At 58.9% G+C, this 20464-nt stretch carries 20 protein-coding genes and 1 riboswitch; of the genes, 4 read left to right on the forward strand and 16 right to left on the reverse strand.

All coding sequences use genetic code 11. From position 1 onward, the window contains the following. Window positions 1-21: 21 nt before the first annotated feature. Together ACR0KL_RS10095 and ACR0KL_RS10100 are read right to left on the reverse strand one after the other, a co-directional pair. Window positions 22-840, reverse strand: a complete 819-nt coding sequence (locus ACR0KL_RS10095) for an ABC transporter ATP-binding protein (RefSeq protein ID WP_170380262.1) — start codon at window positions 838-840, stop codon at window positions 22-24. A 79-nt stretch (window positions 841-919) separates the two neighbouring features. Continuing rightward, a complete protein-coding gene (locus ACR0KL_RS10100; protein WP_170680843.1) occupies window positions 920-2863 on the reverse strand; it encodes an AMP-binding protein in 1944 nt (647 codons plus the stop codon). A gap of 388 nt (window positions 2864-3251) precedes the next feature. Between ACR0KL_RS10100 and ACR0KL_RS10105 the strand changes: the two genes are divergently transcribed. Further along, window positions 3252-3662, forward strand: coding sequence for a nuclear transport factor 2 family protein (locus ACR0KL_RS10105; RefSeq protein WP_170680770.1), 411 nt, complete (start codon window positions 3252-3254; stop codon window positions 3660-3662). Window positions 3663-3753: 91 nt separating this feature from the next. On the opposite strand, the gene mutT is transcribed toward ACR0KL_RS10105, so the two are convergent. Genes mutT through ACR0KL_RS10120 form a run of 3 tightly spaced genes read right to left on the reverse strand, consistent with a single transcriptional unit; the run spans window position 3754 to window position 6229 of the window. Then, window positions 3754-4152 carry an 8-oxo-dGTP diphosphatase MutT gene (mutT, locus tag ACR0KL_RS10110; protein WP_170334201.1) on the reverse strand — a complete coding sequence of 133 codons (399 nt, stop codon included), beginning with the start codon at window positions 4150-4152 and terminating at the stop codon, window positions 3754-3756. Beyond that, window positions 4149-5375 carry a bifunctional glutamate N-acetyltransferase/amino-acid acetyltransferase ArgJ gene (gene argJ / locus ACR0KL_RS10115; RefSeq protein ID WP_480776973.1) on the reverse strand — a complete coding sequence of 409 codons (1227 nt, stop codon included), beginning with the start codon at window positions 5373-5375 and terminating at the stop codon, window positions 4149-4151. The genes mutT and argJ overlap by 4 nt, the downstream gene beginning before the upstream one ends. Before the next feature lie 5 nt (window positions 5376-5380). Then, window positions 5381-6229 (reverse strand): peptidylprolyl isomerase, encoded by an 849-nt coding sequence (locus ACR0KL_RS10120; protein WP_170680764.1) that lies wholly within the window; start codon window positions 6227-6229, stop codon window positions 5381-5383. A 176-nt stretch (window positions 6230-6405) separates the two neighbouring features. Between ACR0KL_RS10120 and secA the strand changes: the two genes are divergently transcribed. From secA to ACR0KL_RS10135, 3 genes are all read left to right on the forward strand, one after another. Continuing rightward, window positions 6406-9123 carry a preprotein translocase subunit SecA gene (gene secA, locus ACR0KL_RS10125; protein WP_170680761.1) on the forward strand — a complete coding sequence of 906 codons (2718 nt, stop codon included), beginning with the start codon at window positions 6406-6408 and terminating at the stop codon, window positions 9121-9123. Between the two features lie 100 nt (window positions 9124-9223). Further along, window positions 9224-10132, forward strand: a complete 909-nt coding sequence (locus tag ACR0KL_RS10130; protein ID WP_170680758.1) for a hypothetical protein — start codon at window positions 9224-9226, stop codon at window positions 10130-10132. Window positions 10133-10156: 24 nt separating this feature from the next. After that, window positions 10157-11713, forward strand: coding sequence for a phosphate ABC transporter substrate-binding/OmpA family protein (locus ACR0KL_RS10135; RefSeq protein ID WP_170680755.1), 1557 nt, complete (start codon window positions 10157-10159; stop codon window positions 11711-11713). 278 nt (window positions 11714-11991) lie between these two features. Here the strand turns inward: ACR0KL_RS10135 and radC are convergent, their stop codons facing one another. Genes radC through thiD form a run of 11 tightly spaced genes read right to left on the reverse strand, consistent with a single transcriptional unit; the run spans window position 11992 to window position 20138 of the window. Beyond that, window positions 11992-12747, reverse strand: coding sequence for a RadC family protein (gene radC / locus ACR0KL_RS10140; RefSeq protein WP_170680752.1), 756 nt, complete (start codon window positions 12745-12747; stop codon window positions 11992-11994). 36 nt (window positions 12748-12783) lie between these two features. Then, window positions 12784-13518, reverse strand: coding sequence for an ABC transporter permease (locus ACR0KL_RS10145; protein ID WP_170680749.1), 735 nt, complete (start codon window positions 13516-13518; stop codon window positions 12784-12786). Then, window positions 13515-14240 carry an ABC transporter ATP-binding protein gene (locus tag ACR0KL_RS10150; RefSeq protein ID WP_170680746.1) on the reverse strand — a complete coding sequence of 242 codons (726 nt, stop codon included), beginning with the start codon at window positions 14238-14240 and terminating at the stop codon, window positions 13515-13517. The genes ACR0KL_RS10145 and ACR0KL_RS10150 overlap by 4 nt, the downstream gene beginning before the upstream one ends. After that, window positions 14237-14911 carry a thiaminase II gene (gene tenA / locus ACR0KL_RS10155; RefSeq protein WP_170680743.1) on the reverse strand — a complete coding sequence of 225 codons (675 nt, stop codon included), beginning with the start codon at window positions 14909-14911 and terminating at the stop codon, window positions 14237-14239. Before tenA ends, ACR0KL_RS10150 begins: the two co-directional genes overlap by 4 nt. Next, window positions 14908-15843, reverse strand: a complete 936-nt coding sequence (locus ACR0KL_RS10160) for an ABC transporter substrate-binding protein (protein ID WP_170680740.1) — start codon at window positions 15841-15843, stop codon at window positions 14908-14910. The genes tenA and ACR0KL_RS10160 overlap by 4 nt, the downstream gene beginning before the upstream one ends. A gap of 20 nt (window positions 15844-15863) precedes the next feature. Continuing rightward, window positions 15864-16826: a HesA/MoeB/ThiF family protein gene (locus ACR0KL_RS10165; protein ID WP_480776974.1), complete on the reverse strand. Its 963-nt coding sequence runs from the start codon at window positions 16824-16826 to the stop codon at window positions 15864-15866. Next, the gene (locus ACR0KL_RS10170; RefSeq protein ID WP_170680734.1) at window positions 16823-17419 is read right to left on the reverse strand and encodes a thiamine phosphate synthase; all 597 of its coding nucleotides are present in this window, start codon (window positions 17417-17419) and stop codon (window positions 16823-16825) included. Before ACR0KL_RS10170 ends, ACR0KL_RS10165 begins: the two co-directional genes overlap by 4 nt. Beyond that, window positions 17416-18180 (reverse strand): thiazole synthase, encoded by a 765-nt coding sequence (locus ACR0KL_RS10175; protein ID WP_170680732.1) that lies wholly within the window; start codon window positions 18178-18180, stop codon window positions 17416-17418. Before ACR0KL_RS10175 ends, ACR0KL_RS10170 begins: the two co-directional genes overlap by 4 nt. Before the next feature lie 2 nt (window positions 18181-18182). Beyond that, window positions 18183-18377 carry a sulfur carrier protein ThiS gene (gene thiS / locus ACR0KL_RS10180; protein WP_170660915.1) on the reverse strand — a complete coding sequence of 65 codons (195 nt, stop codon included), beginning with the start codon at window positions 18375-18377 and terminating at the stop codon, window positions 18183-18185. Next, window positions 18361-19338: an FAD-dependent oxidoreductase gene (locus ACR0KL_RS10185; protein ID WP_480776975.1), complete on the reverse strand. Its 978-nt coding sequence runs from the start codon at window positions 19336-19338 to the stop codon at window positions 18361-18363. The genes thiS and ACR0KL_RS10185 overlap by 17 nt, the downstream gene beginning before the upstream one ends. After that, window positions 19335-20138 carry a bifunctional hydroxymethylpyrimidine kinase/phosphomethylpyrimidine kinase gene (gene thiD / locus ACR0KL_RS10190; protein WP_170680726.1) on the reverse strand — a complete coding sequence of 268 codons (804 nt, stop codon included), beginning with the start codon at window positions 20136-20138 and terminating at the stop codon, window positions 19335-19337. The genes ACR0KL_RS10185 and thiD overlap by 4 nt, the downstream gene beginning before the upstream one ends. Before the next feature lie 45 nt (window positions 20139-20183). Continuing rightward, window positions 20184-20288: riboswitch (TPP riboswitch) on the reverse strand. Window positions 20289-20464: the final 176 nt, after the last annotated feature.

Raw genomic sequence — 20464 nt, forward strand, 5'->3', positions numbered from 1 at the left:
CCCCAATTTACTAATCCGATGTCAGTCATGGCTGACCCCCAGATAGGCGTCGATGACCTCTTGGTTGTTGCGCACCTCGTCGGGCGTGCCGTCGCCAATTTTCTTGCCGTAATCCATCACGACGACCCGATCGCTTAGATCCATCACCACGCCCATGTCGTGTTCGATCAGAGCGATGGTGGTGCCAAATTCATCATTCACATCGAGGATGAAGCGGCTCATATCCTCTTTCTCTTCGACGTTCATGCCCGCCATGGGTTCATCCAACAGCAGCAGCTTCGGCTCCGCCGCCAGAGCACGCGCAAGCTCCACCCGCTTCTTCAACCCGTAGGGCAGGCGTGACACAGGCGTCTTGCGGATGTGCTGGATCTCGAGGAAGTCAATGATCCTCTCAACCGCCTCACGATTTTCGGTCTCTTCCGCTTCGGCCTTCCCCTTCCACCAAGCCTGCTGAAGGATATTGGTCTTCATAAAGCTCAGGCGTCCGGTCATGACGTTGTCCAGGACGCTCATGCCTTCGAACAGGGCAATGTTCTGGAAGGTCCGCGCAATCCCCTGCTGTGCCACCTCAAACGGCCGCATCGGAGGGCGCTTGGAGCCGTGGAACCAAACCTCCCCCTCCTGCGGGACATAAAACCCCGAGATCACATTCAGCATCGAGGACTTGCCCGCCCCATTCGGCCCGATAATGGCGCGGATTTCGCCCTCGCGAATATCAAACGAGATATCCTTGATCGCCACCACGCCGCCAAATCGCAGGGTGATGTTTTTCATCTCCATCACCACGCCGCCGATCTTGCGGCCGTCTTCGGTGACATATCCTTCGGAATTATCCAGCATCAGTCTCTCCCAGACTTACGCAAAAACGGGACGGCGGGCGGGGCGATGACCGCAGGTCGAGCGGCGCTCGAACGGCCCATCATTCCGCCGCAACCTTGTGATGCGCGACCGACACAACCGGCGCATCAACGATCTCAAGCGTCGCAGAAATCGACCCCTTGCGCCCATCCTCATAGGTCACTTCGGTCGTCGTTGAAACGCTCGAGGACCCGTCATAAAGCGCGGCGATAATGTCGTGGAACTTGTCCTCGACAAAACCGCGCCGTACCTTGCGGGTCCGGGTCATCTCGCCATCATCGGCATCCAGTTCCTTATGCAGAACCACAAAGCGATGCACCTGACAGCCCGACAGCATCTCATCCGCAGCGACCGATTTGTTAACCTCTTCCACGTGGGCCTTAATCGTCTCTAACACACGCGGATGTCCCGCCAGTTCCTGGTAGGACGCGTAAGCCACGTTGTTGCGCTCGGCCCAGTTTCCGACCGCCGTCAGGTCGATATTGATGAAGGCCACGCAGCGATCCTTGCCGTTCCCGAACAGAACGACCTCAAGAATATCGGGATAGAATTTCAGCTTGTTCTCGACATACTTCGGGGCGAACATCGACCCGTCAGCCATTTTGCCCACATCCTTGGCGCGGTCGATGATCCGCAAGTGGCCCGAGCTTTCCTCGATGAACCCCGCGTCCCCGGTCGCAACCCAACCCTCAGCATCCTTGGTCGAGGCCGTCGAGTCCGGGTTGTTGTAGTATTCGACAAACACACCGGGTGAGCGGTAGTGGATCTCGCCCGTATCGTCGATTTTCAATTCGACCGCAGGGGCTGGAACGCCGACCGTATCCGCCCGCACCTCTCCGTCCGGCTGTTGGGTGATAAAGACAGTCGCTTCGGTCTGACCATAAAGCTGCTTCAGGTTGATGCCCAAAGAGCGGTAGAAATCAAAGATTTCCGGCCCGATGGCCTCACCCGCCGTATAGCCGACGCGGAACCGGCCATAGCCGAGCGTATCCTTCAACGGGCCGTAAACCAGCATATTGCCCAGCGCGTATTTCAGCTTGTCGCCAAAGCCCACCGGCTTGCCGTCCAGCAACAGACCACCGACCTTCTTGGCATGTGCCATGAAATGATGGAACATATTGCGCTTCAGCTTGCCCGCATCCTCCATCCGGATCATCACATTGGTCAGCTGCGTTTCAAAAACGCGCGGCGGGGCAAAGAAATAGGTCGGTCCGATCTCGCGCAGGTCCGTCATCATCGTGTCGGCGCTCTCGGGGCAGTTCACACAGAAGCCGCACCAATAGGCCTGACCGATCGAGAAGATGAAATCGCCCACCCAGGCCATCGGCAGGTAAGACAGAATGTCTTCGTTCCGGGTCAGATGATCGAACTCGGCCGAGTTCTTTGCACTTTCAATGACATTCCGGTTCGACAGCACCACACCCTTGGGCTTGCCTGTTGTCCCTGAGGTATACAGCATCACGCAGGTATCGTCATAGGTGATCGCCGCGATACGCTTGTCCAGCTCGGTATCGAACCGCGCGTGCCCAGCGCTGCCCTCGGCCATAATGTCCTCAAGCGCGTTCATCTGCGAGTGGTCATACTTCCGCATCCCGCGCTTGTCGGTATAGAGGATGTGTTTGACCTGATGCAGATTTTCCTGAATCTCGATGACCTTGTCGACCTGTTCCTGATCACCGCAGACGACAAAATTCGCACCGCAATGCTCCAGCACATAGGCCATCTCTTCGGCGACCGAGTCCTGATACAGAGGCACCGGAACCGCGCCCACCATCTGCGCCGCGACCATTGACCAATAATGCGCCGGACGGTTGCGACCAATGACGGCGATGTGGTCGCCCTTCTCGACGCCCAACTCCAGAAACCCAAGCGCGATGGCGCGGATTTCCTTGGCGGCCTCCGCCCAGGTCCAGCATTGCCAGATCCCGAATTCCTTTTCCCGATAAGCCGGGGTATCCCCGAACTCTGTCGCATTGCGATGTAGCAGCGCCGGAAGGGACTGCATCCCTTCAGCGCCCGACTGCGTCTGAGCCAATCTCTTTCTCCTCCCCACCCGACCCCTCCCCGGGCCGGAAATGGCGGGTCCGGGATGGTGCCCGAACGCCAATGCCCCGATTAGGAGCATAGGTACAATCAGCGTCAAGTTTTGCCTGATGTTTTCTCAATTCTTACGAATTGTAACAGGGTCAGGCGGACTCGTTTCGCACGATCGAACATGCGCTCTAAAGTTCAGCGCAATCGAATATCTGCACACATTTGAGCCTACGTCATTCCAGCTCGGCCTTGCAGGTTTATCCTGGGTAGTTTTGAGATACGCACGTTTCAGCGTACTCTGATTGGTGTTGAGTGACTGAGTGGCCAATTCAGTTGGCCGTTGTTTAAGGGGGAAACCAATGTCCATTCAAAAAACTGCACGAGAGTTCTTTGAGGCATGCGAAACCGGCAAAGGCTGGGACGGCTGTAAGGACTTCTGTCACGACGGGGCCACGTTTTCAGCGCAAGCCGATGCTCTGGTCGATGTGACGACACTAGAAGGTTACGCCGACTGGATGAAGGGGCTGCTAACTCCGATTCCAGATGGGCACTATGAGCTAAAATCTTTCTCGACTGACGATGACCGTGGAATCGTGAATGCATTTGCTGTTTTCCACGGAACCCATTCAGTAGATGGTCCGGTTCCGGCCACCGGCAAAACAATCGCGGCCGACTACGTTTACGCGATTGAATTCGATGGCGACAAAATTCGGCATATGACGAAAATCTGGAACGATGCGCATTCCTTGAAGCAGCTTGGCTGGGCTTAACATTCGAAGATAGGAAACCCTGCGAAAAATCCCGCTGGGTTTCTTTTCTATTCTTTCATTTGGAGACCTTAACTCTGGTTTTGCCAGACGTTCACAACCAATCCCGCAGTATCGGAATCAGCGGTACATCCGCGGCAGGCATCGGGTAATTGCGCAGATCATTCGCCCGCACCCATTTCAGCGCCTGACCCTCTTTGGACTGCGGGATGCCTTCCCATTTGCGGCAGGCAAACAGTGGCATGAGCAAGTGGAAATCGTCGTAGCTGTGGCTTGCAAAGGTCAGCGGCGCGAGGCAGGAGGCCCAAGTGTCAATACCAAGTTCCTCGTGTAATTCGCGGATCAGGGCGGCTTCGGGGGTTTCGCCGGGTTCGATCTTGCCGCCGGGGAATTCCCACAGACCAGCCATGGATTTGCCCTCGGGACGTTGGGCCAGCAAGACGCGGCCCTCGATGTCGATCAGAGCCACAGCAGACACTAATACTGTCTTCATGAACGATAATCCGCGTTGATCTCGATATAGCCGTGGGTCAAGTCGCAGGTCCAAACGGTGGACTGGCCCTCGCCCAACCCAAGATCGACTGCGATCACAAGGTCTTGGCCTTGCATGTAGGCGGCCGCGTCTTCCTCGCGATAATCAGGGCTGACCCAGCCTTTTTCAGCGACCAGAATATCGCCGAAGAAAATGCTCAGCAGGTCGCGATCTGCAGCGGCTCCGGATTTGCCGATTGCCATGACAACGCGGCCCCAGTTTGGGTCCTCACCTGCAATCGCAGTTTTCACCAGAGGGGAGTTCGCAATCGCCAACCCATGCACCTTGGCATCTGCATCCGAGGCGGCTCCGGTCACGCGGATTTCCACGAATTTCGTTGCCCCTTCGCCGTCGCGCACAACTTGCTGCGCAAGGTCCAGCATGACGTTTTCTAAAGCCGCAGCGAAGGCCGCGTTCCCCGTAGCATCGACGCCTGACGCACCGGTTGCGCACAGCAACAGGCTGTCTGAGGTCGAGGTATCGCTATCGACGGTGATGCAATTGAAAGTCCGGTCTGTCTGCGCGCCCAGCATGGATTGCAGCGCCGATTGGTCAACCACAGCGTCAGTGAAGATGTAGACAAGCATCGTCGCCATGTCTGGCGCGATCATGCCCGATCCCTTGGCAATCCCCGCAATAGAGACTGTTTTGCCGTCAATCTCGACCTGAGCCGACGCCCCTTTCGGGAAGGTATCGGTGGTCATGATGGCCCGCGCCGCGTCCTCGATCACGTGACGACTGAGACCGGATTTCAACGCCTCAAGCTGCGAGACAATGCGATCATGCGGCAGCGGTTCACCGATCACGCCGGTGGATGAGGTGAAGACCCTCTCAACCGCAACGCCGGTCGCCTTGGCAACCGCTTGCGTCACCTCGGCGACCGAGTTTTGGCCGTAGTGGCCGGTGAAGGCGTTGGCATTGCCCGAGTTCACCAAAATCGCCGCTGGCCCATCGCTGGAACCACCGATCTTGTCCTGACAGTCCAGCACCGGAGCGGCGCGGGTGGCCGAGCGCGTAAACACCCCTGCTACGGACGTGCCGGGATCGAGCACCGCCAACATGACGTCGGTCCGGCCTTTGTAGCGCACCCCTGCCTCGACGGTTGCAAAACGCACTCCGTCAATCGCTGGCAGGTCGGGGAAACCGGCAGGGGCCAGTGGCGAGGTTTTGGTGATCGTGGCCACGGGGGTTACTCCTGAATCAGGTCCAGCTGGCGGATAACTTCAGGACCCACCCCTTCAAGCGCGGTGCGTTCGATCTGAGCCTGTTGGGTCAACTCATCAATACGGGCCTGAATAGCCTCTTGCTGAATGGTCTGGGCCAGTTCATCGCGCACGGCCTCAAGCGCGGGGGCTTCGGATTTGCGCTTGTCGTTCAGGATCACCAGATGCCAGCCGAACTGCGTTTGTACCGGGTCTGAAACTTGACCTTTTTCAAGGCCCAGCACGGCGTTTTCAAATTCGGGCACCATCTGACCCTTGCCGAACCAGCCCAGCGCACCGCCATTGGGGCCGGACGGCCCGGTCGAATGCTCGCGCGCCATCTCGGCAAAGTCGGCGCCGTCATCAAGTTGCGACTTGAGCGCTTTGGCCTCGTCCTCGGACTCAACCAGAATATGGCTGGCATCGAACTCGTCTTCACCTTCAAATTCGGCAAACTGCGCGTCATAGGCCGCTTGTACTGCCTCATCCGTCACAACATCGTTGGTCAGGGCGTTCACAGTCTGCACCGCCAGCAATGAGCGCGTCTCATTGTCCAGCGTCAGCGCGTTTTGCTGGGTCAGCTCTTCCTGCTGTTGGCCCAGCAATTGCTGCTGGATCAGTTGCTCAAGCACGAAGTCATACAGCACATCGTCCTCGATCTGCTGATATTGTTGCGGCAATGCTGCGACGGTGGCGACAACGTGACCCAATGTTATCTCGTCCCCGTTGACCGTAGCCAGAACGGTACCTGCATCGGGCTTGGTTTCGGCGGCCAGCGGCAGCGCCATCACAGCGGTCAAAGCCAGCGATGGCAGAAAAGTGAGGCCTTTGGGCATGGAATCATCCTATTTCTTTGCCGCGACAGGGCGCAGCGTTGACACTTCAGAACCTGCCGCTTACATCGCTTTGAAGCCTTGGACAGGGCCGCCTTTCACCCCCCGTATCTATGGGTTGCGCGCAAGGTGGGCAAGCCTGTCGCAACCAAGACAAGAACAGATCCGCTGGAGTGAACATGCTGGGACTCGGAACGCTCGCCAAAAAGGTGTTCGGAACACCGAACGACCGCAAGATCAAGGCGACCCGCCCCCTGATCGAAAAGATCAACGCGCTGGAGCCCGAGTTCGAAAAACTCTCTGACGAGGGTCTGATCGAAAAGACCGCCGAACTGCGCAAACGTGCGCTGGATGGCGAGAGCCTGGATGACCTGCTGCCCGAAGCCTTCGCTAACGTGCGCGAAGGTGCCAAACGTGCACTGGGTCTGCGGGCCTTTGATGTACAGTTGATGGGTGGCACCTTCCTTCATCAGGGCAATATCTCGGAGATGAAGACGGGTGAGGGTAAGACGCTGGTTGCCACTTTCCCCGCCTATCTGAACGCCCTGACCGGCAAGGGCGTTCATGTCGTCACCGTTAACGAATACCTGGCCAAACGGGATGCTGAATGGATGGGCAAAGTCTTTGCCGCGTTGGGTATGACCACCGGTGTGATCTGGTCGGGCCAACAAGATGCCGAGAAGAAAGCCGCTTATGCCTGTGACGTGACCTACGCCACCAACAATGAGCTTGGCTTCGACTATCTGCGCGACAACATGAAGGCCGATATGGCCGATATCTATCAGAAATACCACAATTTCGCGATTGTGGATGAAGTCGACTCGATCCTGATTGATGAGGCGCGGACGCCACTGATCATCTCGGGTCCGGCGCAGGACCGTTCGGACCTGTACACAGCGATTGATGCGCTGATCCCGAGCCTGAGTGATGATCACTACTCGCTGGACGAAAAATCCCGCAACGTGACCTTCACCGATGAGGGCAACGAGTTTCTGGAACAACAACTGATCGCCGCGGGCCTGATCCCCGAGGATCATTCTCTATATGATCCCGAAAGCACCACCGTGGTGCATCACGTCAATCAGGGTCTGCGTGCGCATAAACTGTTCCAGCGAGACAAGGACTATATCGTGCGTGACGGCAACGTGGTGCTGATCGACGAATTCACTGGCCGTATGATGCCGGGCCGTCGCCTGTCGGAAGGTCTGCACCAAGCGATCGAGGCGAAAGAAAACGTCCAGATTCAGCCTGAGAACGTGACTCTGGCCAGCGTGACCTTCCAGAACTATTTCCGCCTCTATGACAAGCTGGGCGGCATGACCGGGACAGCGCTGACCGAAGCCGAAGAATTCCAGGAAATCTACGGTCTGGGTGTGGTCGAAGTCCCCACCAACCGTCCGATTGCGCGTCTCGACGAAGACGATCAGGTTTATCGTACCGCGATGGAGAAATACGGCGCGATTATCTCTGAAGCGAAGAAGGCCCAGGAAAAGGGTCAACCGGTTCTGATCGGCACCACCTCGATCGAGAAATCCGAAGTCCTCAGCCAGATGCTGACCAAGGAAAAGATCGAACACAACGTTCTGAACGCCCGCCAGCATGAACAAGAGGCCCAAATCGTGGCCGATGCGGGCCGCTACGGTGCGGTTACCATCGCCACCAACATGGCCGGTCGTGGTACTGACATTCAACTGGGCGGCAATGTGGAAATGAAGGTTTTGCAGGCCCTAGCCGAAAACCCCGAGGCCGACCCAGCCGAGCTACGCGCCGCGGAAGAGGCCAAGCACGCCGAGGAAAAACAAAAGGTTCTGGATGCGGGCGGGCTTTATGTGATGGCCTCGGAACGCCATGAAAGCCGCCGCATCGACAACCAGCTGCGCGGTCGCTCGGGCCGTCAGGGCGATCCCGGTCGCACGGTATTCTACCTGAGCCTCGAAGACGATCTGATGCGCATCTTCGGCTCGGAACGTCTGGACAAGGTGTTGACCACACTGGGCATGAAAGAGGGCGAAGCCATCGTTCACCCCTGGGTCAACAAATCGCTGGAACGCGCGCAATCCAAGGTCGAAGGCCGCAACTTTGACATGCGCAAGAACGTTCTGAAATTCGACGACGTGATGAACGATCAGCGTAAGGTGATCTTCAGCCAGCGGCGCGAGATCATGTCAGCCGACGACCTGTCCGAGATCGTCTCGGACATGCGCGAGCAGGTGATCGACGATCTGATCGACGAATATATGCCGCCAAAATCCTATGCAGATCAGTGGGATACCGATGGGCTGCATGAGGCAATCAAAGAAAAGCTGACCATCGATGCCCCGGTTCAGGACTGGGCCGCCGAAGAAGGCGTAGATGACGAACAGGTGCGTGAGCGTCTGGTTAAGGCCGCCGATGAGATGATGGCGCAAAAGGCTGTGGCCTTCGGCCCCGAAAACATGCGCAACATCGAAAAACAGGTTCTGCTGCAGACTATCGACGGCAAATGGCGCGAGCACCTGCTGACGCTGGAACATCTGCGCTCGGTCGTTGGATTCCGGGGCTACGCCCAGCGCGATCCGCTGAACGAGTATAAGAACGAAAGCTTCCAGCTGTTCGAAGGCATGCTGGACAGTCTGCGCGAAACCGTAACTCAGCAATTGTCGCGCGTGCGCCCGCTGACCGAAGAAGAACAGCGCGAGATGCTGGCGCAGATGGCGGCCCAGCAAGCGCAAGCTCAGCAGGCCGTTGATCAGGCTGCTGGCGCTGCCGAGGCCAAGGCCGAGGCCGTCGCGTCGGGCGATGCACTGCCCGGCTTTGACGAGAATGATCCGTCGACCTGGGGTAATCCTTCGCGCAACGATCAATGCCCCTGTGGTTCGGGCAAGAAGTTCAAACACTGCCACGGCCGATTGACCTAACGTCAACAAATACCAGTCACAATCGCTCCGCTTCGCGGCCACAAATTGGCCGCGATTTTTAACGAGAGTGCGACTCGCTCCTTCAACTGGGGAGGGTGTTTTGTTCGTAGTCAGAAATTACGTGACCATGTGCGGCACGGTCGCTTGTGCCCTGGGTATTGGTTACCTGATGCAATATGGTGCGCCTGCGCAACCGAATGGCGCGCAGGAACCCATCGCCGTGGCTTCTGTCGCGGATCAGGCCTCGGTTATTGCCGGGCTTGAGCGTATCGTGCAGACCTCTTCCTCTGACGAGACCCCCTCTCAACCGATTGAGCGTCCTGCGCCGAAGGCCGCGCAAAAGCACACCAATTGCAGCATCAGCGCGCGTGCCACCGCCCAAATGGGTGCCAATGCACGGCTGCGGATCAAGGCACCCTGCCGCAGCAACGAACGTGTTGAGATTCACCACAGCGGTCTGACGCTGACACAGCAAACCGACGAAAACGGTGCCTTGGATCTGACCATTCCGGCCCTGTCCGAATACGCCATTTTCCTGATCTCATTTGAGGATCAGACCGGCACGGTCGCCACCACTCACATCATGGACATTGACCAATTCGACCGGGTCGCATTGCAATGGCAAGGTCAGACCGATCTGCAAATCCACGCCTTGGAGTTCGGCGCAAGCTATGGAGAGCCGGGGCATATCTCGGCCAATAGCGCATCGCAGGGCGCGGGTTCCGTGGTCCATCTGGGAAGTGCGGGCTTCCATGATTCACAGAATATCCAGATTTACTCTTTCCCGGCTGCGCGTTCGGAACAGTCCGGCTCGGTCGCTTTGACGGTTGAAACCGAAGTGACTGAGGCCAATTGTGGCCGCGATCTGAACGTCCAGTCGCTGGAACTGCGCAGTGATCGCCGGCTGCGGTCGCGCGATCTGATCCTGACGATGCCGATGTGTACCGAAGTCGGTGAGTTTCTGGTGTTGAATAATCTGTTCCAAGACCTGACAATCGCGGCAAATTAAACCGCAGGCAGGCTCGACCTTCTCATGACACTTTTTCGTGCGGCGCTGGCCGTACTTTTTTCTGTTTCGCTGGCTGTTTCAGCCGCAGCGCAGGATATTGTTCTGACATCGCATGATGGCAAGATCGAAGTCTCCGGCACTCTGCTGGGCTTTGACGGTGAATTCTACCGGGTCGACACCCAATTCGGTGAGCTGACAGTCGATGGCTCTGGCGTCACATGCGACGGCCCGGCCTGCCCCAGCCTGACCGATTTCGTGGCCGAGGTCCGGTTCTCGGGATCATCCGTCATGGCCGAGACGGTCCTGCCTGCCCTGATCATCGGCTTCGCCCGACAAGAAGGTCTGACAGCAACCCCATCGCGCGTGGATGAACGCAGCTTTGCCTATGAGCTGCGCCAGCCAGACCGCACGGCCCCTCTCGCCCGCCTGTTCTTTCGCGTTGGAACGACGGATCAGGGGTTTGCCGACCTGATGGACAACGACGCTGATATCGTGATGGCGCAACGCGAAATCCGGGATGAGGAACGCGACGCTGCCGAGGCCGCAGGTCTGGGCGATCTGACCCATCCCCGCCGCGCGCGGATTGTGGCTCTGGATGCGATCGTGCCGGTGGTCGCGCCAGAGAACACCGTTCAACAGATCTCACCTGCGGATCTGGTCCGTGTTCTGTCGGGCGAGATCACCAACTGGACAGATCTGGAAGGGCCGAACGCTCAGATTGCCCTTCACATGCCGGACGCCGGGTCAGGCTTGTCCCAAGATGTCGAGGATCAGCTGCTGCGCCCCGCGCAGGCTGAGCTGTCCGAAAGCGCTCTCCGCCACAAGCGCAATCGCGATCTTATTCAAGCAGTGGCCAACGACCCTTTCGCGATCGGCATCACGACGCAGGCGGCCTCGGGCCCTACCCGCGCGCTGCCTTTGGCCGGAGGCTGCGGGCATGCGCTTGCGGCGACCCGCCAGTCGATCAAGACCGAGGACTACCCGCTGACTTCTCCGATGTTCCTCTACCTGCCGCAACGCCGCCTGCCTCGGATCGCGCGCCAGTTTCTGGCCTATACCCGCTTAGCCGACGCGCAGATGGCGATACGGCAGGCCGGGTATGTGGATCAGGCGACCGAGAACCTGCCGATTGGGCTACAAGGGGACCGGCTCGCCAATGCCATCGTTTCCGGTGGGGCCGAGGTCGGGCTGGAAGAGCTTCAACACATGGTCGAAACTTTGCGGCCATTGTCTAGATTGTCGATCTCTTTCCGGTTCGAGCCGGGAAGCTCTCGCCCAGATGCACAATCGCGGTCCAACATTCTGCAATTGGCGCAGGCGCTTGAATCCGGCAGTTTGACCCCTCGCAAGCTTGTATTCGCTGGATTCAGTGACGGGGATGGAGGCGCAAGCGCCAATGCCCGGATCGCTCATCGCAGGGCACAAACGGTGCGCAATGCTGTTCTGGCCGCCGTTGAAACCGAAATCCCCGACAGTATTGAGATCACAACCGAAGGTTTCGGAGAAGCGATGCCGATGGCCTGCGATGACACTGAGTGGGGCCGAAAAACAAACCGCCGGGTTGAGGTTTGGGTGAACTAGAGAGTGACGAAGTCGGACAGAAACTCGGACGAAACCGCCTCTGCAAGCAATGAGGGTTCCGCCAGCCGCGCGGAGACCATGTATGATCTCTAGATACGCGACGCTCTTTCCGGTGAGACGCAACACTATGCACAAACCCCGTGACGCATTTGGATAAAGGCAAAATGGACGAAAGCGAAAAGCTGTCCTCATCAAAATGAATCGGCCAAATTGGAACTCTCAACCCAGACAACAATTTCAGTCGTTTGGGCAATCAGCTGACAACACAACTCTTCCCGTCACAAATACCCCTCGGATCGAAAGCTCAGCTCGGTTGATTTTCCGATAATCAGATGATCGTGCAGCGTCAGCCCCAAGGCCGCGCAGGCATCCTGAATGCGGTTGGTCATGTCGATATCCGATTGCGACGGCGTGGGGTCGCCGGAGGGATGGTTATGCACCAAAATCAGGGCCGAGGCATTCAGCTCCAGCGCCCGCTTCGCAACCTCGCGCGGGTAGACCGGAACATGATCAACGGTGCCCTTCGCCTGCTCTTCATCCGCGATCATCACGTTCTTGCGGTCAAGATAGAACACGCGAAACTGCTCGATCTCTCTATGCGCCATCGTTGTGTGGCAATAGTCCAGCAAAGCATCCCAGCCGGAGATCACGTGGCGCTGCATCACCCGCGCGCGGGCCATGCGATGGGCGCAGGCCTCCAGGATTTTCAGATCGGTGATGACGGTTTCGCCAACGCCTTTGATTTGGCGCAACCGCTCCTCTGGCGCGGTCAATACGCGGTTGAAGTCCCCGAACGTATCCATCAGCAGCCGGGCCAGAGGTTTCACATCCTGACGCGGGATGGATCGGAACAACACCAGTTCCAGCAACTCATAATCCGGCATAGCGCCTGAGCCGCCAGACATGAACCGTTCGCGCAACCGCTTGCGATGGTCTTTGATGTAGGAGGGTAACCGATCCGTCGGCAGCGGCTGCGCTGGCGCTTCGTCCGTATCGAAAAGCATTGGGGCTTCGGCAAAGGCGTCCTGTGTCATAGGCCTTACCTTGGCGCAGAATCGGTTTCTGAAAGGTTAACGCGCCTCACCGGCCATGCGGGCCGTGGCGCGACGTACAAGCATGTGCAGCAGGATCGAGAACACGCCCAGAGTCAGCATGGCCGCGAACATCAGATCGGTCTTGGCCCGACCATTGGCCAGTAGCATCAGGTAGCCCAACCCTTGCGAGGACCCGACCCATTCGCCGATCACCGCGCCAATCGGCGCATAGACCGCCGCCAATCGCATCCCCGTGGCCAGCGAAGGCAACGCCGCCGGGATACGGATGTGCCATAGAACCGAACGTGGGCTTGCCTGCATCGTGCGCGCAAGATCGAGATATCCGGGCGGGGTCCGCATCAGACCGTCAAAGAAGGATGAGGTGATCGGAAAGTAGATGATTAGAACCGCCATCGCGACCTTGGACCAAAGGCCGTAGCCCAGCCACAGGGTCAGCAGCGGAGCCAGCGCAAAGACCGGCAGAGCCTGGGTGAACACCAGCATCGGCTGCACCAGCACCCGTGCGGCCCGCGAATTGGCCAGTTGCAGCGCGGTGACGACGCCCAGAACGGTACCCACCGCCAGGCCGATCACGACCTCAACCGCTGTGATCCAGGTGTGTTCTGCAATCACCCAGCGGTTCTGCCACCAGGTCTCGGCCACAAGCGCCGGGCCGGGCAGGATGAATTTGGGCAGGCCGGTCAGGCTGACAATCGCTTGCCAGACGGCCAGAGCGAACAAGGTTGCGGCGAGGGCTGAGAAGAGTTTCATGCCGCCTCTCTCAGCAGCTTCAGCAGCGCACCTTGGGTTTCCAATGTTTCTAGATCATCCACATGGCGTGGTGCAGGCGCGGCAGGCGGGGCGCAAGAGGTCAGCCCTTGCTGCGTCATCACGACGATGGATTGGCCCAGACGCGCGGCCTCGGCCGGGTCGTGGGTGACCAGAAGGACCGTCCGGCCTTGCAGCGCCTCGGCGGCCAAATCCTGCATGTCTGCACGGGTGCGTGCATCAAGGGCCGAGAATGGCTCATCCAACAGCACGATGGGGCGATCTTCCATCAGGGTCCGCGCCAAAGCGACGCGCTGTCTCTGGCCGCCAGACAGTTCCGACGGTTTCTTGGCCATGTGGTCTTGTAAGCGCATCCGCTCGATCAGACGGTCCCGGCGATCCAGATCAGGTTTCTCACCCCGCAATCGCGCGCCGAGCGAGACGTTTTGCGCCACCGTCGCCCAAGGCAGCAGCAGGTCGTCCTGCGCCATATAGGCCACGCGAGTCGGGACCGTTTGGCCATCGCTGGCCGATATCTGACCAGTGAAATCCGCGCCTGTCTCCAGCCCGGCGATCAGGCGCAGAACCGTGGTTTTGCCAACGCCCGATCCACCCAACAGGCAGGTCCACTGCCCTGCCCCAAGGGTCAGGGTCAGCGGTGCGAATAAGGGCGTATCGCCAATGCTCCCGTGTCCGCTGATGGTGAGATCGGGCGCCGGGGTCATGGGGTCAGACCCATTTGCCAGAAATTGACCTCAAGCTCGGTGGCGGTTCGGAAGGTTTGGCACAGACGACCCCAACGCGGGGAGGCCTTGAAATCTGCCCCAATCCGTTGTGTTAGAGCCGAATCCAGCAGTTCGCCGACCGCCTTGCACGCGCCCTGGTAGTCCTCACCAGCATAGGTATTGATCCAGTCGCGATAGGTGTCCGAGGTCGCTTCAGCAGCGAGTCGAGACCCGATTTCTCCGTATCCCATGACACAAGGCGAAAGCGCGGCCAGCAGGTCCAGCAGATCGCCACTATACCCGGCCTCAAGCACGAAGCGCGTATAGGCCAGATTTTCGGCACGTTCCGGGGTCGCAAACAGCTCCTCCTGAGAGATCCCAGCCGCTTCGCAGATACCGATATGCAGCTGCATCTCTTCGGCAACCAAAGCGTTCACGGTGCCCACAGCCGTCAGCATTTCGGAATGCGTTTCCGATTTCACCACCGCCAGCGCCCAGGCGCGGCTGAAATGGATAAGGAACACATAGTCCTGACGCAGGTAGTGCAGGAATGCCTCTCGGGGCAGAGAGCCGTCTTTCATCCCTTCGACAAAGGCGTGGCGGGTGTAGTCCTGCCACGGCCCCTGCGCTGCATCACGCATCAGCGTGAAGGCTTTGCCATAGTCGCTCATTGCGCGGTCACGTCGATGGTGATGTCGCTGACCGGCAGAACGCTGTCGATCATGCCGCTTTCGTTCAGGAAGGTCTCAAATCGGGCATAACGGCCTGCATCAAAACCCGCCGGGCGCAGAGCAAAGCGCGGCAGGGTGTCGACCCAAGCGCGAGCATTCAGCTCATCCTGCAACTCGGGCGAAGTCGCGGCGAAAATCTCCCAGCTTTTTTCGGGGTTGTTGACAATGTACTGGGTCGCTTTTTCGGTCGCCGCCAGGAAACGCGCGATCTTATCCTTGTCCATCGTCTCGGGGTTAGCAACGTAGATCAACTCGTCATAGGACGGCACGCCCTCTTCCTCGATATAGAAGCAGGTGCCGGGACGGCCTTCGATATCCATCTGGTTCAACTCGAAGTTCCGATAGGCGCCGATCACCGCATCTACCTGACCGGTCATCAGCGACGGCGAGAGCGAGAAGTTCACGTTGATCAGTTCAACATCGTCCAGCGCCACGCCATATTTGCCCAGCACGGTGGTCAGAACAGCCTCTTCCACACCAGCGACCGAGAAGCCGATTTTCTTGCCCTTCAGGTCCGCAGGCGACTTGATCGGGCCGTCTTCCAGAACCAGCAGACAGTTCAGAGGAGTCGCAACCAGCGTGCCGACACGTTTCAGCGGCAGGCCTTCATGAATCTGCAGGTGTAGCTGCGGCTGATAGGATACGGCCAGTTCGGCCTGACCAGCGGCCACCAGACGCGGCGGGGCAGAGGGATCAGCGGGCGGAACGATCTCAACCTCAAGGCCCTGCTCGGAGAAATAGCCGTTTTCCTGCGCCACGATGATGGGCCCATGATCTGGGTTGATGAACCAATCCAGCAGAACGGTCATCTTGTCTTCGGCCCAGGCCGGCGCAGCGGCCAGAAGGGCGATGGCTGTCATCAGCTTTTTCATGTCTCGCGTTTCCTTTTCACTCACGAGGTTGAGGCCGCGACGAGGACAATCTCGCCCGGCCAGTCCGGTTCAATCTGTTCAGCCGCACGCCAGGCGCGCAGGCCGGTTGCACAGCACAAAGCCAGCCTTTTTGCTTTGTTAGGCTCTGATTTAAGGTGTTCCACGCTTAGGCGTCGTGCCAATGGATGGATCGGCTGAGGGGCTTCGTCTTCACTCCGAAGTTCAACAATCACATCATCTGAGGACAGCTGCGAGGCGGCAACGAAGGTGAAGGATTGTTCAGGCTCGGGCGCTGCGTCAAAACGGAAGCTAGAGCTTCGGAAGGTCCGGGCATCCACCTGCACCATCTGGCCCAGGGGCGATGGGTCGAGGCCGAGGATCAGGGCCAATGCCATCTGCGCCTGTATCGCGCCGATCATCGCCACAACCGGCCCCAGCACGCCTGCCGTGGCACAGCTCGCCCCGCTGGTTGGTGCGTCGGGGAACACGGCCCGCAGTGAAGGCGCACCGCCGCAGAACGCACCAACATAGCCAGACAGGCCCAACACCGAGGCACTGACCAAAGGTTTTCCCAAGGTCAGGCAGATATCCGACAGCGTGTAGCTAGCGGCATAGCTGTCCGCACAGTCGAGAATCACGTCGGCCTGTGAAACAAAACCAGCCGCATTCTCGTTTGTTAGAGCCCGTTCATATGCCACGACGTCGATATCAGAATTCAAAGAACGACTGCGATCGGCTGCAACTTCGGCTTTTGGGCGTCCGCAATCTGCCTCAGTAAACAGCGTCTGCCGATGCAAGTTCGACAGGGCCACGTCATCCGCATCGAGGATCGTCAGATGCCCAACGCCCGCCCCAGCCAACAAAGGTAGGACCGGAGCCGCCAATCCACCCGCCCCGACAACCAAAACCCGCGCCTTGGACAGGCGCGCCTGCCTTTCGGCCCCCACCTCAGGCAGGATCATCTGCCGAGCGTAGCGGCTCATCTGGTGGCCTCGACCCACTGGCGCACCCGCGCCTCGGGGTCGGCATTCAGGGTGATGTCCGTAACGACCGAGACAATGTCGGCCCCTGCCTCAAGCACGCCGTGCGCGCGTTCGACGCTCATACCGCCAATCCCGACAAGAGGAATATCGCCCACACGGGCTTTCCACTCGGTGACTCGCGGCAGGCCCTGCTGCTCCCACTTCATCTTTTTCAGGATCGTCGGATAGACCGGTCCCAGCGCGACGTAGTCGGGGTCCATGGCCAGAACGCGCTCTAGCTCATCATCGTCATGGGTGGAAACGCCCAGCTTTAGGCCCGCTTTTCGGATCGCCTTGAGGTCGGCATCATCCAAATCTTCCTGCCCCAGATGGATCCAGTCGCAGCCAGCATCTATCGCAGCCTGCCAAAAATCGTTCACCACCAGAACCGCGCCATGCTGATTGCACAGTTCGCGAGAGGTCGCGATCTCGGCCCGGACAACATCGTCCGGCTGATCCTTCATGCGCAGCTGGACCAGCTTTACACCCAAGGGCATCATCCGCCGCAGCCAGTCCGAGTGGTCAAAGATCGGGTAAAAACGGTCCAAGCTCATGACAGGAACGCCTTTCCAACGACGGGGGTTGAGGGTTCGGCCATGTCGCGGGCCTCGATCGGGTCGGCCCGATGGGCCAGCTGCCCGGCCTCAACCGCGCGCATCATGGCCTTTGCCATCAACGCCGGATCACCGGCGCGGGCGACGGCAGTGTTCAGCAATACGGCGTCATATCCCAGCTCCATCGCGTGAGCCGCATGGCTGGGCAGGCCGATCCCGGCATCAATCACCAGCGGCACATCCGGAAACTCGGCCCGCATTGCGCGCAGGGCGTATTCATTGTTCAACCCCCGGCCCGAACCGATTGGCGCACCCCAGGGCATCAGGACCTCGCACCCGGCCTCAAGCAGCCGTTCACCCACGATTAGGTCGTCGGTGGTGTAAGGGAAGACCTCGAACCCGTCCTCGGTCAGGATGCGCGTGGCCTCGACCAGTTGGAAGACGTCCGGCTGCAGACTGTCGGTATGGCCGATCAGCTCTAGCTTAATCCACTTGGTTTCAAACACTTCGCGGGCCATATGCGCGGTGGTCACCGCCTCCTTGACCGTATGACAGCCGGCGGTGTTGGGCAGCACCAGCACGCCCAGATCACGGATCATCTGCCAAAAAGTCTGCCCGGCCCCCGATTCCCGCCGCAGAGAGACAGTCGCCACACCCGCGCCGCTGTCGCGAAACGCCTGTTCTAGGATAGCAGGGCTGGGATATTGCGCGGTGCCCAGCATCAGCGGGTTGGGCAGATCGACGCCGTAAAAGCTTTTCATCCTCACCCTCCTTGCATCGGCGACAGGATTTCGACCCGGTCACCTTCGGACAGGGCATGGGCAATGCGCAGGCTGGAGGGCACGAATTCCTCGTTCACCGCCGTTGCGACACGGCCCGAGAAACCGCATTCATCTAGCAGCTCTGCCAAGGTGGAGGCCTTTACCTCCTTGGGGTCGCCATTAAGCACGATCTTCATCGACCATCTCCGAATGTTTGTTCTCAAGCGCCAGATCGGCCACGCCCTGCGCCAGCGCTGGGGCCAACAGGTAGCCATGGCGATAAAGACCATTGGCATAGATCGTCCGGCCCAAACGCCGGATGCGCGGCAGGTTGTCAGGAAAGGCAGGGCGCAGATCGACGCCGATTTCCAGCACCTCAGCCTCACCAAAGGCCGGGTTCAAAGCGTAGGCCGCGCTGAGCAGTTCCAGCATTGAGCGCGCGGTAATCCGGCTGCTGTCTTCGCTTTCGATCATGGTCGCGCCCAGCATGTAAATGCCCCCGCCACGTGGGACGATGTAGAGCGGCATCCGCGGGTGCAACAGGCGCACGGGGCGTGTCAGCATCAAATCAGGGCATCGCACCACCAGCATCTCACCCTTTACGCCGCGCAGATCATGCAGATATTCCCGTGCGTGCAGACCTCGACAATCGATGGCGTTCTCCAGCTGTGCAGGTGCGAGTTTGCGGTGGAATTCAACGCCCTTGTCTTTGAGTCCTCGGTGCAGGTCGAGCAACGCCTGACGGGGGTCAAGATGCGCTTCTTGATCGAAGAACAGTCCCTTTCCGAATCCATGCAAATCAGGCTCTAAATTGGCGATTTTTGCCCGATCTACTTCGGAATAAGAATTCGTCCGACGGGCAAATCTACGCAAATCCGGAATGTCCCGCGCATTGGCCACGACCAGAGTACCGCATCGTTGCACAGGTGTTCGGGACGCCCACCAGTCAATGGCAGATTGACCGAGCCTGAGGACAGGTTCCTCCGAGTTTTCATACTCGCACCACGGGGCCAGCATACCGCCCGCCCACCAGGAACATCCATGCGGGCCCGGAGGGCCGCCGGGATCAAAAACCTGTACCTTTGCCCCGCGCGAGACCAGCTCGGACGCGACGGCCAAACCGGCTACACCGGCGCCTATGACAGACCAGAGAGTCACGCAGGCCAAACCCGGTGGAAGTGATGGACAGGCCCGTGGCCCGCACCGATCTTCAGCTCATCAGCCCGCGCAATGGCACCCTGCAGATACTCATGCGCCCGCGCCACAGCATCTACAAGCGTCAGATCCTTGGCCAATCCGGCAGCGATGGATGAGGACAGCGTGCAACCAGTTCCGTGGGTGTTTCGGGTGGCTTTTCGTGGGGCCTGTAATTCGGCAATCACCCCGGTTTCGTCAATCAGCAGATCATGGCAGACATCCCCCTTGCCATGACCGCCCTTCATCAATACCGCTTGTGCACCCAACGCGCATAAAGCTTTGCCCTGTTCAACCATCACCTCAGGCGTGTCGGCATCACATTGATCCAGCAAACATGCCGCCTCGGGCAGGTTTGGCGTAAGAACCGTCGCACGAGGCAGCAAGACATCGCGCAGGGTCTGAACCGCCTCATCGGCCAGAAGGGCGTCACCGGATTTCGCAATCATCACGGGGTCCAGAACGATTGGCCCTCGAAACCCGGAAACCCCCTGCGCCACAGTTTCAATGATCTCTGGCGTCGCCAGCATCCCAATTTTGATGGCGCGTACATCCAGATCGCTTAGGACTGCCTCGATCTGGGCCGAGATCACCTCTAGCGGAATGCCATGCACGGCCGTAACCGCCTGTGTGTTCTGAGCGGTAACGGCGGTGATCACGCTGGCCCCGAAAACACCCAAAGCCGACATCGCCTTGAGATCGGCCTGAATACCCGCGCCGCCGCCGCTGTCGGATCCTGCTATGGTCAAGGCAATAGGTGCCACGTCGTTGCTCCATCTTTTGTGAGCAACTCGGGCATGGAAAACGTCTGTTTGCTTTAGACCGTTCCCTACGCCGGAATTGCCCGGATCAGGTTCGATGGGTTAGCACTTGCGCCTCTCAGCCCTTCGATAAGGGCACCCCAACGGTTGATGCGGACAATCTCAGGACCAGTCTGGAAAATCAAGCCTCAATCCGCGTATCGTATGGCCAATATCTTCAATAAAATAAGGCCAGAGGAGCGGTGGAGTTTGCGGGAATCTGCCGCAAGCTTTGAAGCTATTTGCGACAGATGAATGAAGGATCACATCGTTTGCGAGACCGAGCCACC

This window comes from Ruegeria sp. C8 (assembly GCF_056537565.1).

What these genes read in the sequence shown, in the direction of transcription:
- mutT (WP_170334201.1), bottom strand. Translation starts at nt 4,152, where the DNA reads ATGAAGACAGTATTAGTGTCTGCTGTGGCTCTGATCGACATCGAGGGC.
- secA (WP_170680761.1), top strand. Translation starts at nt 6,406, where the DNA reads ATGCTGGGACTCGGAACGCTCGCCAAAAAGGTGTTCGGAACACCGAAC.
- ACR0KL_RS10170 (WP_170680734.1), bottom strand. Translation starts at nt 17,419, where the DNA reads ATGAGCTTGGACCGTTTTTACCCGATCTTTGACCACTCGGACTGGCTG.
- ACR0KL_RS10120 (WP_170680764.1), bottom strand. Translation starts at nt 6,229, where the DNA reads ATGCCCAAAGGCCTCACTTTTCTGCCATCGCTGGCTTTGACCGCTGTG.
- thiS (WP_170660915.1), bottom strand. Translation starts at nt 18,377, where the DNA reads ATGAAGATCGTGCTTAATGGCGACCCCAAGGAGGTAAAGGCCTCCACC.
- ACR0KL_RS10175 (WP_170680732.1), bottom strand. Translation starts at nt 18,180, where the DNA reads ATGAAAAGCTTTTACGGCGTCGATCTGCCCAACCCGCTGATGCTGGGC.
- ACR0KL_RS10150 (WP_170680746.1), bottom strand. Translation starts at nt 14,240, where the DNA reads ATGACCCCGGCGCCCGATCTCACCATCAGCGGACACGGGAGCATTGGC.
- radC (WP_170680752.1), bottom strand. Translation starts at nt 12,747, where the DNA reads ATGACACAGGACGCCTTTGCCGAAGCCCCAATGCTTTTCGATACGGAC.
- ACR0KL_RS10135 (WP_170680755.1), top strand. Translation starts at nt 10,157, where the DNA reads ATGACACTTTTTCGTGCGGCGCTGGCCGTACTTTTTTCTGTTTCGCTG.
- ACR0KL_RS10160 (WP_170680740.1), bottom strand. Translation starts at nt 15,843, where the DNA reads ATGAAAAAGCTGATGACAGCCATCGCCCTTCTGGCCGCTGCGCCGGCC.
- ACR0KL_RS10105 (WP_170680770.1), top strand. Translation starts at nt 3,252, where the DNA reads ATGTCCATTCAAAAAACTGCACGAGAGTTCTTTGAGGCATGCGAAACC.
- ACR0KL_RS10100 (WP_170680843.1), bottom strand. Translation starts at nt 2,863, where the DNA reads ATGCAGTCCCTTCCGGCGCTGCTACATCGCAATGCGACAGAGTTCGGG.
- ACR0KL_RS10095 (WP_170380262.1), bottom strand. Translation starts at nt 840, where the DNA reads ATGCTGGATAATTCCGAAGGATATGTCACCGAAGACGGCCGCAAGATC.
- ACR0KL_RS10165 (WP_480776974.1), bottom strand. Translation starts at nt 16,826, where the DNA reads ATGAGCCGCTACGCTCGGCAGATGATCCTGCCTGAGGTGGGGGCCGAA.
- tenA (WP_170680743.1), bottom strand. Translation starts at nt 14,911, where the DNA reads ATGAGCGACTATGGCAAAGCCTTCACGCTGATGCGTGATGCAGCGCAG.
- ACR0KL_RS10145 (WP_170680749.1), bottom strand. Translation starts at nt 13,518, where the DNA reads ATGAAACTCTTCTCAGCCCTCGCCGCAACCTTGTTCGCTCTGGCCGTC.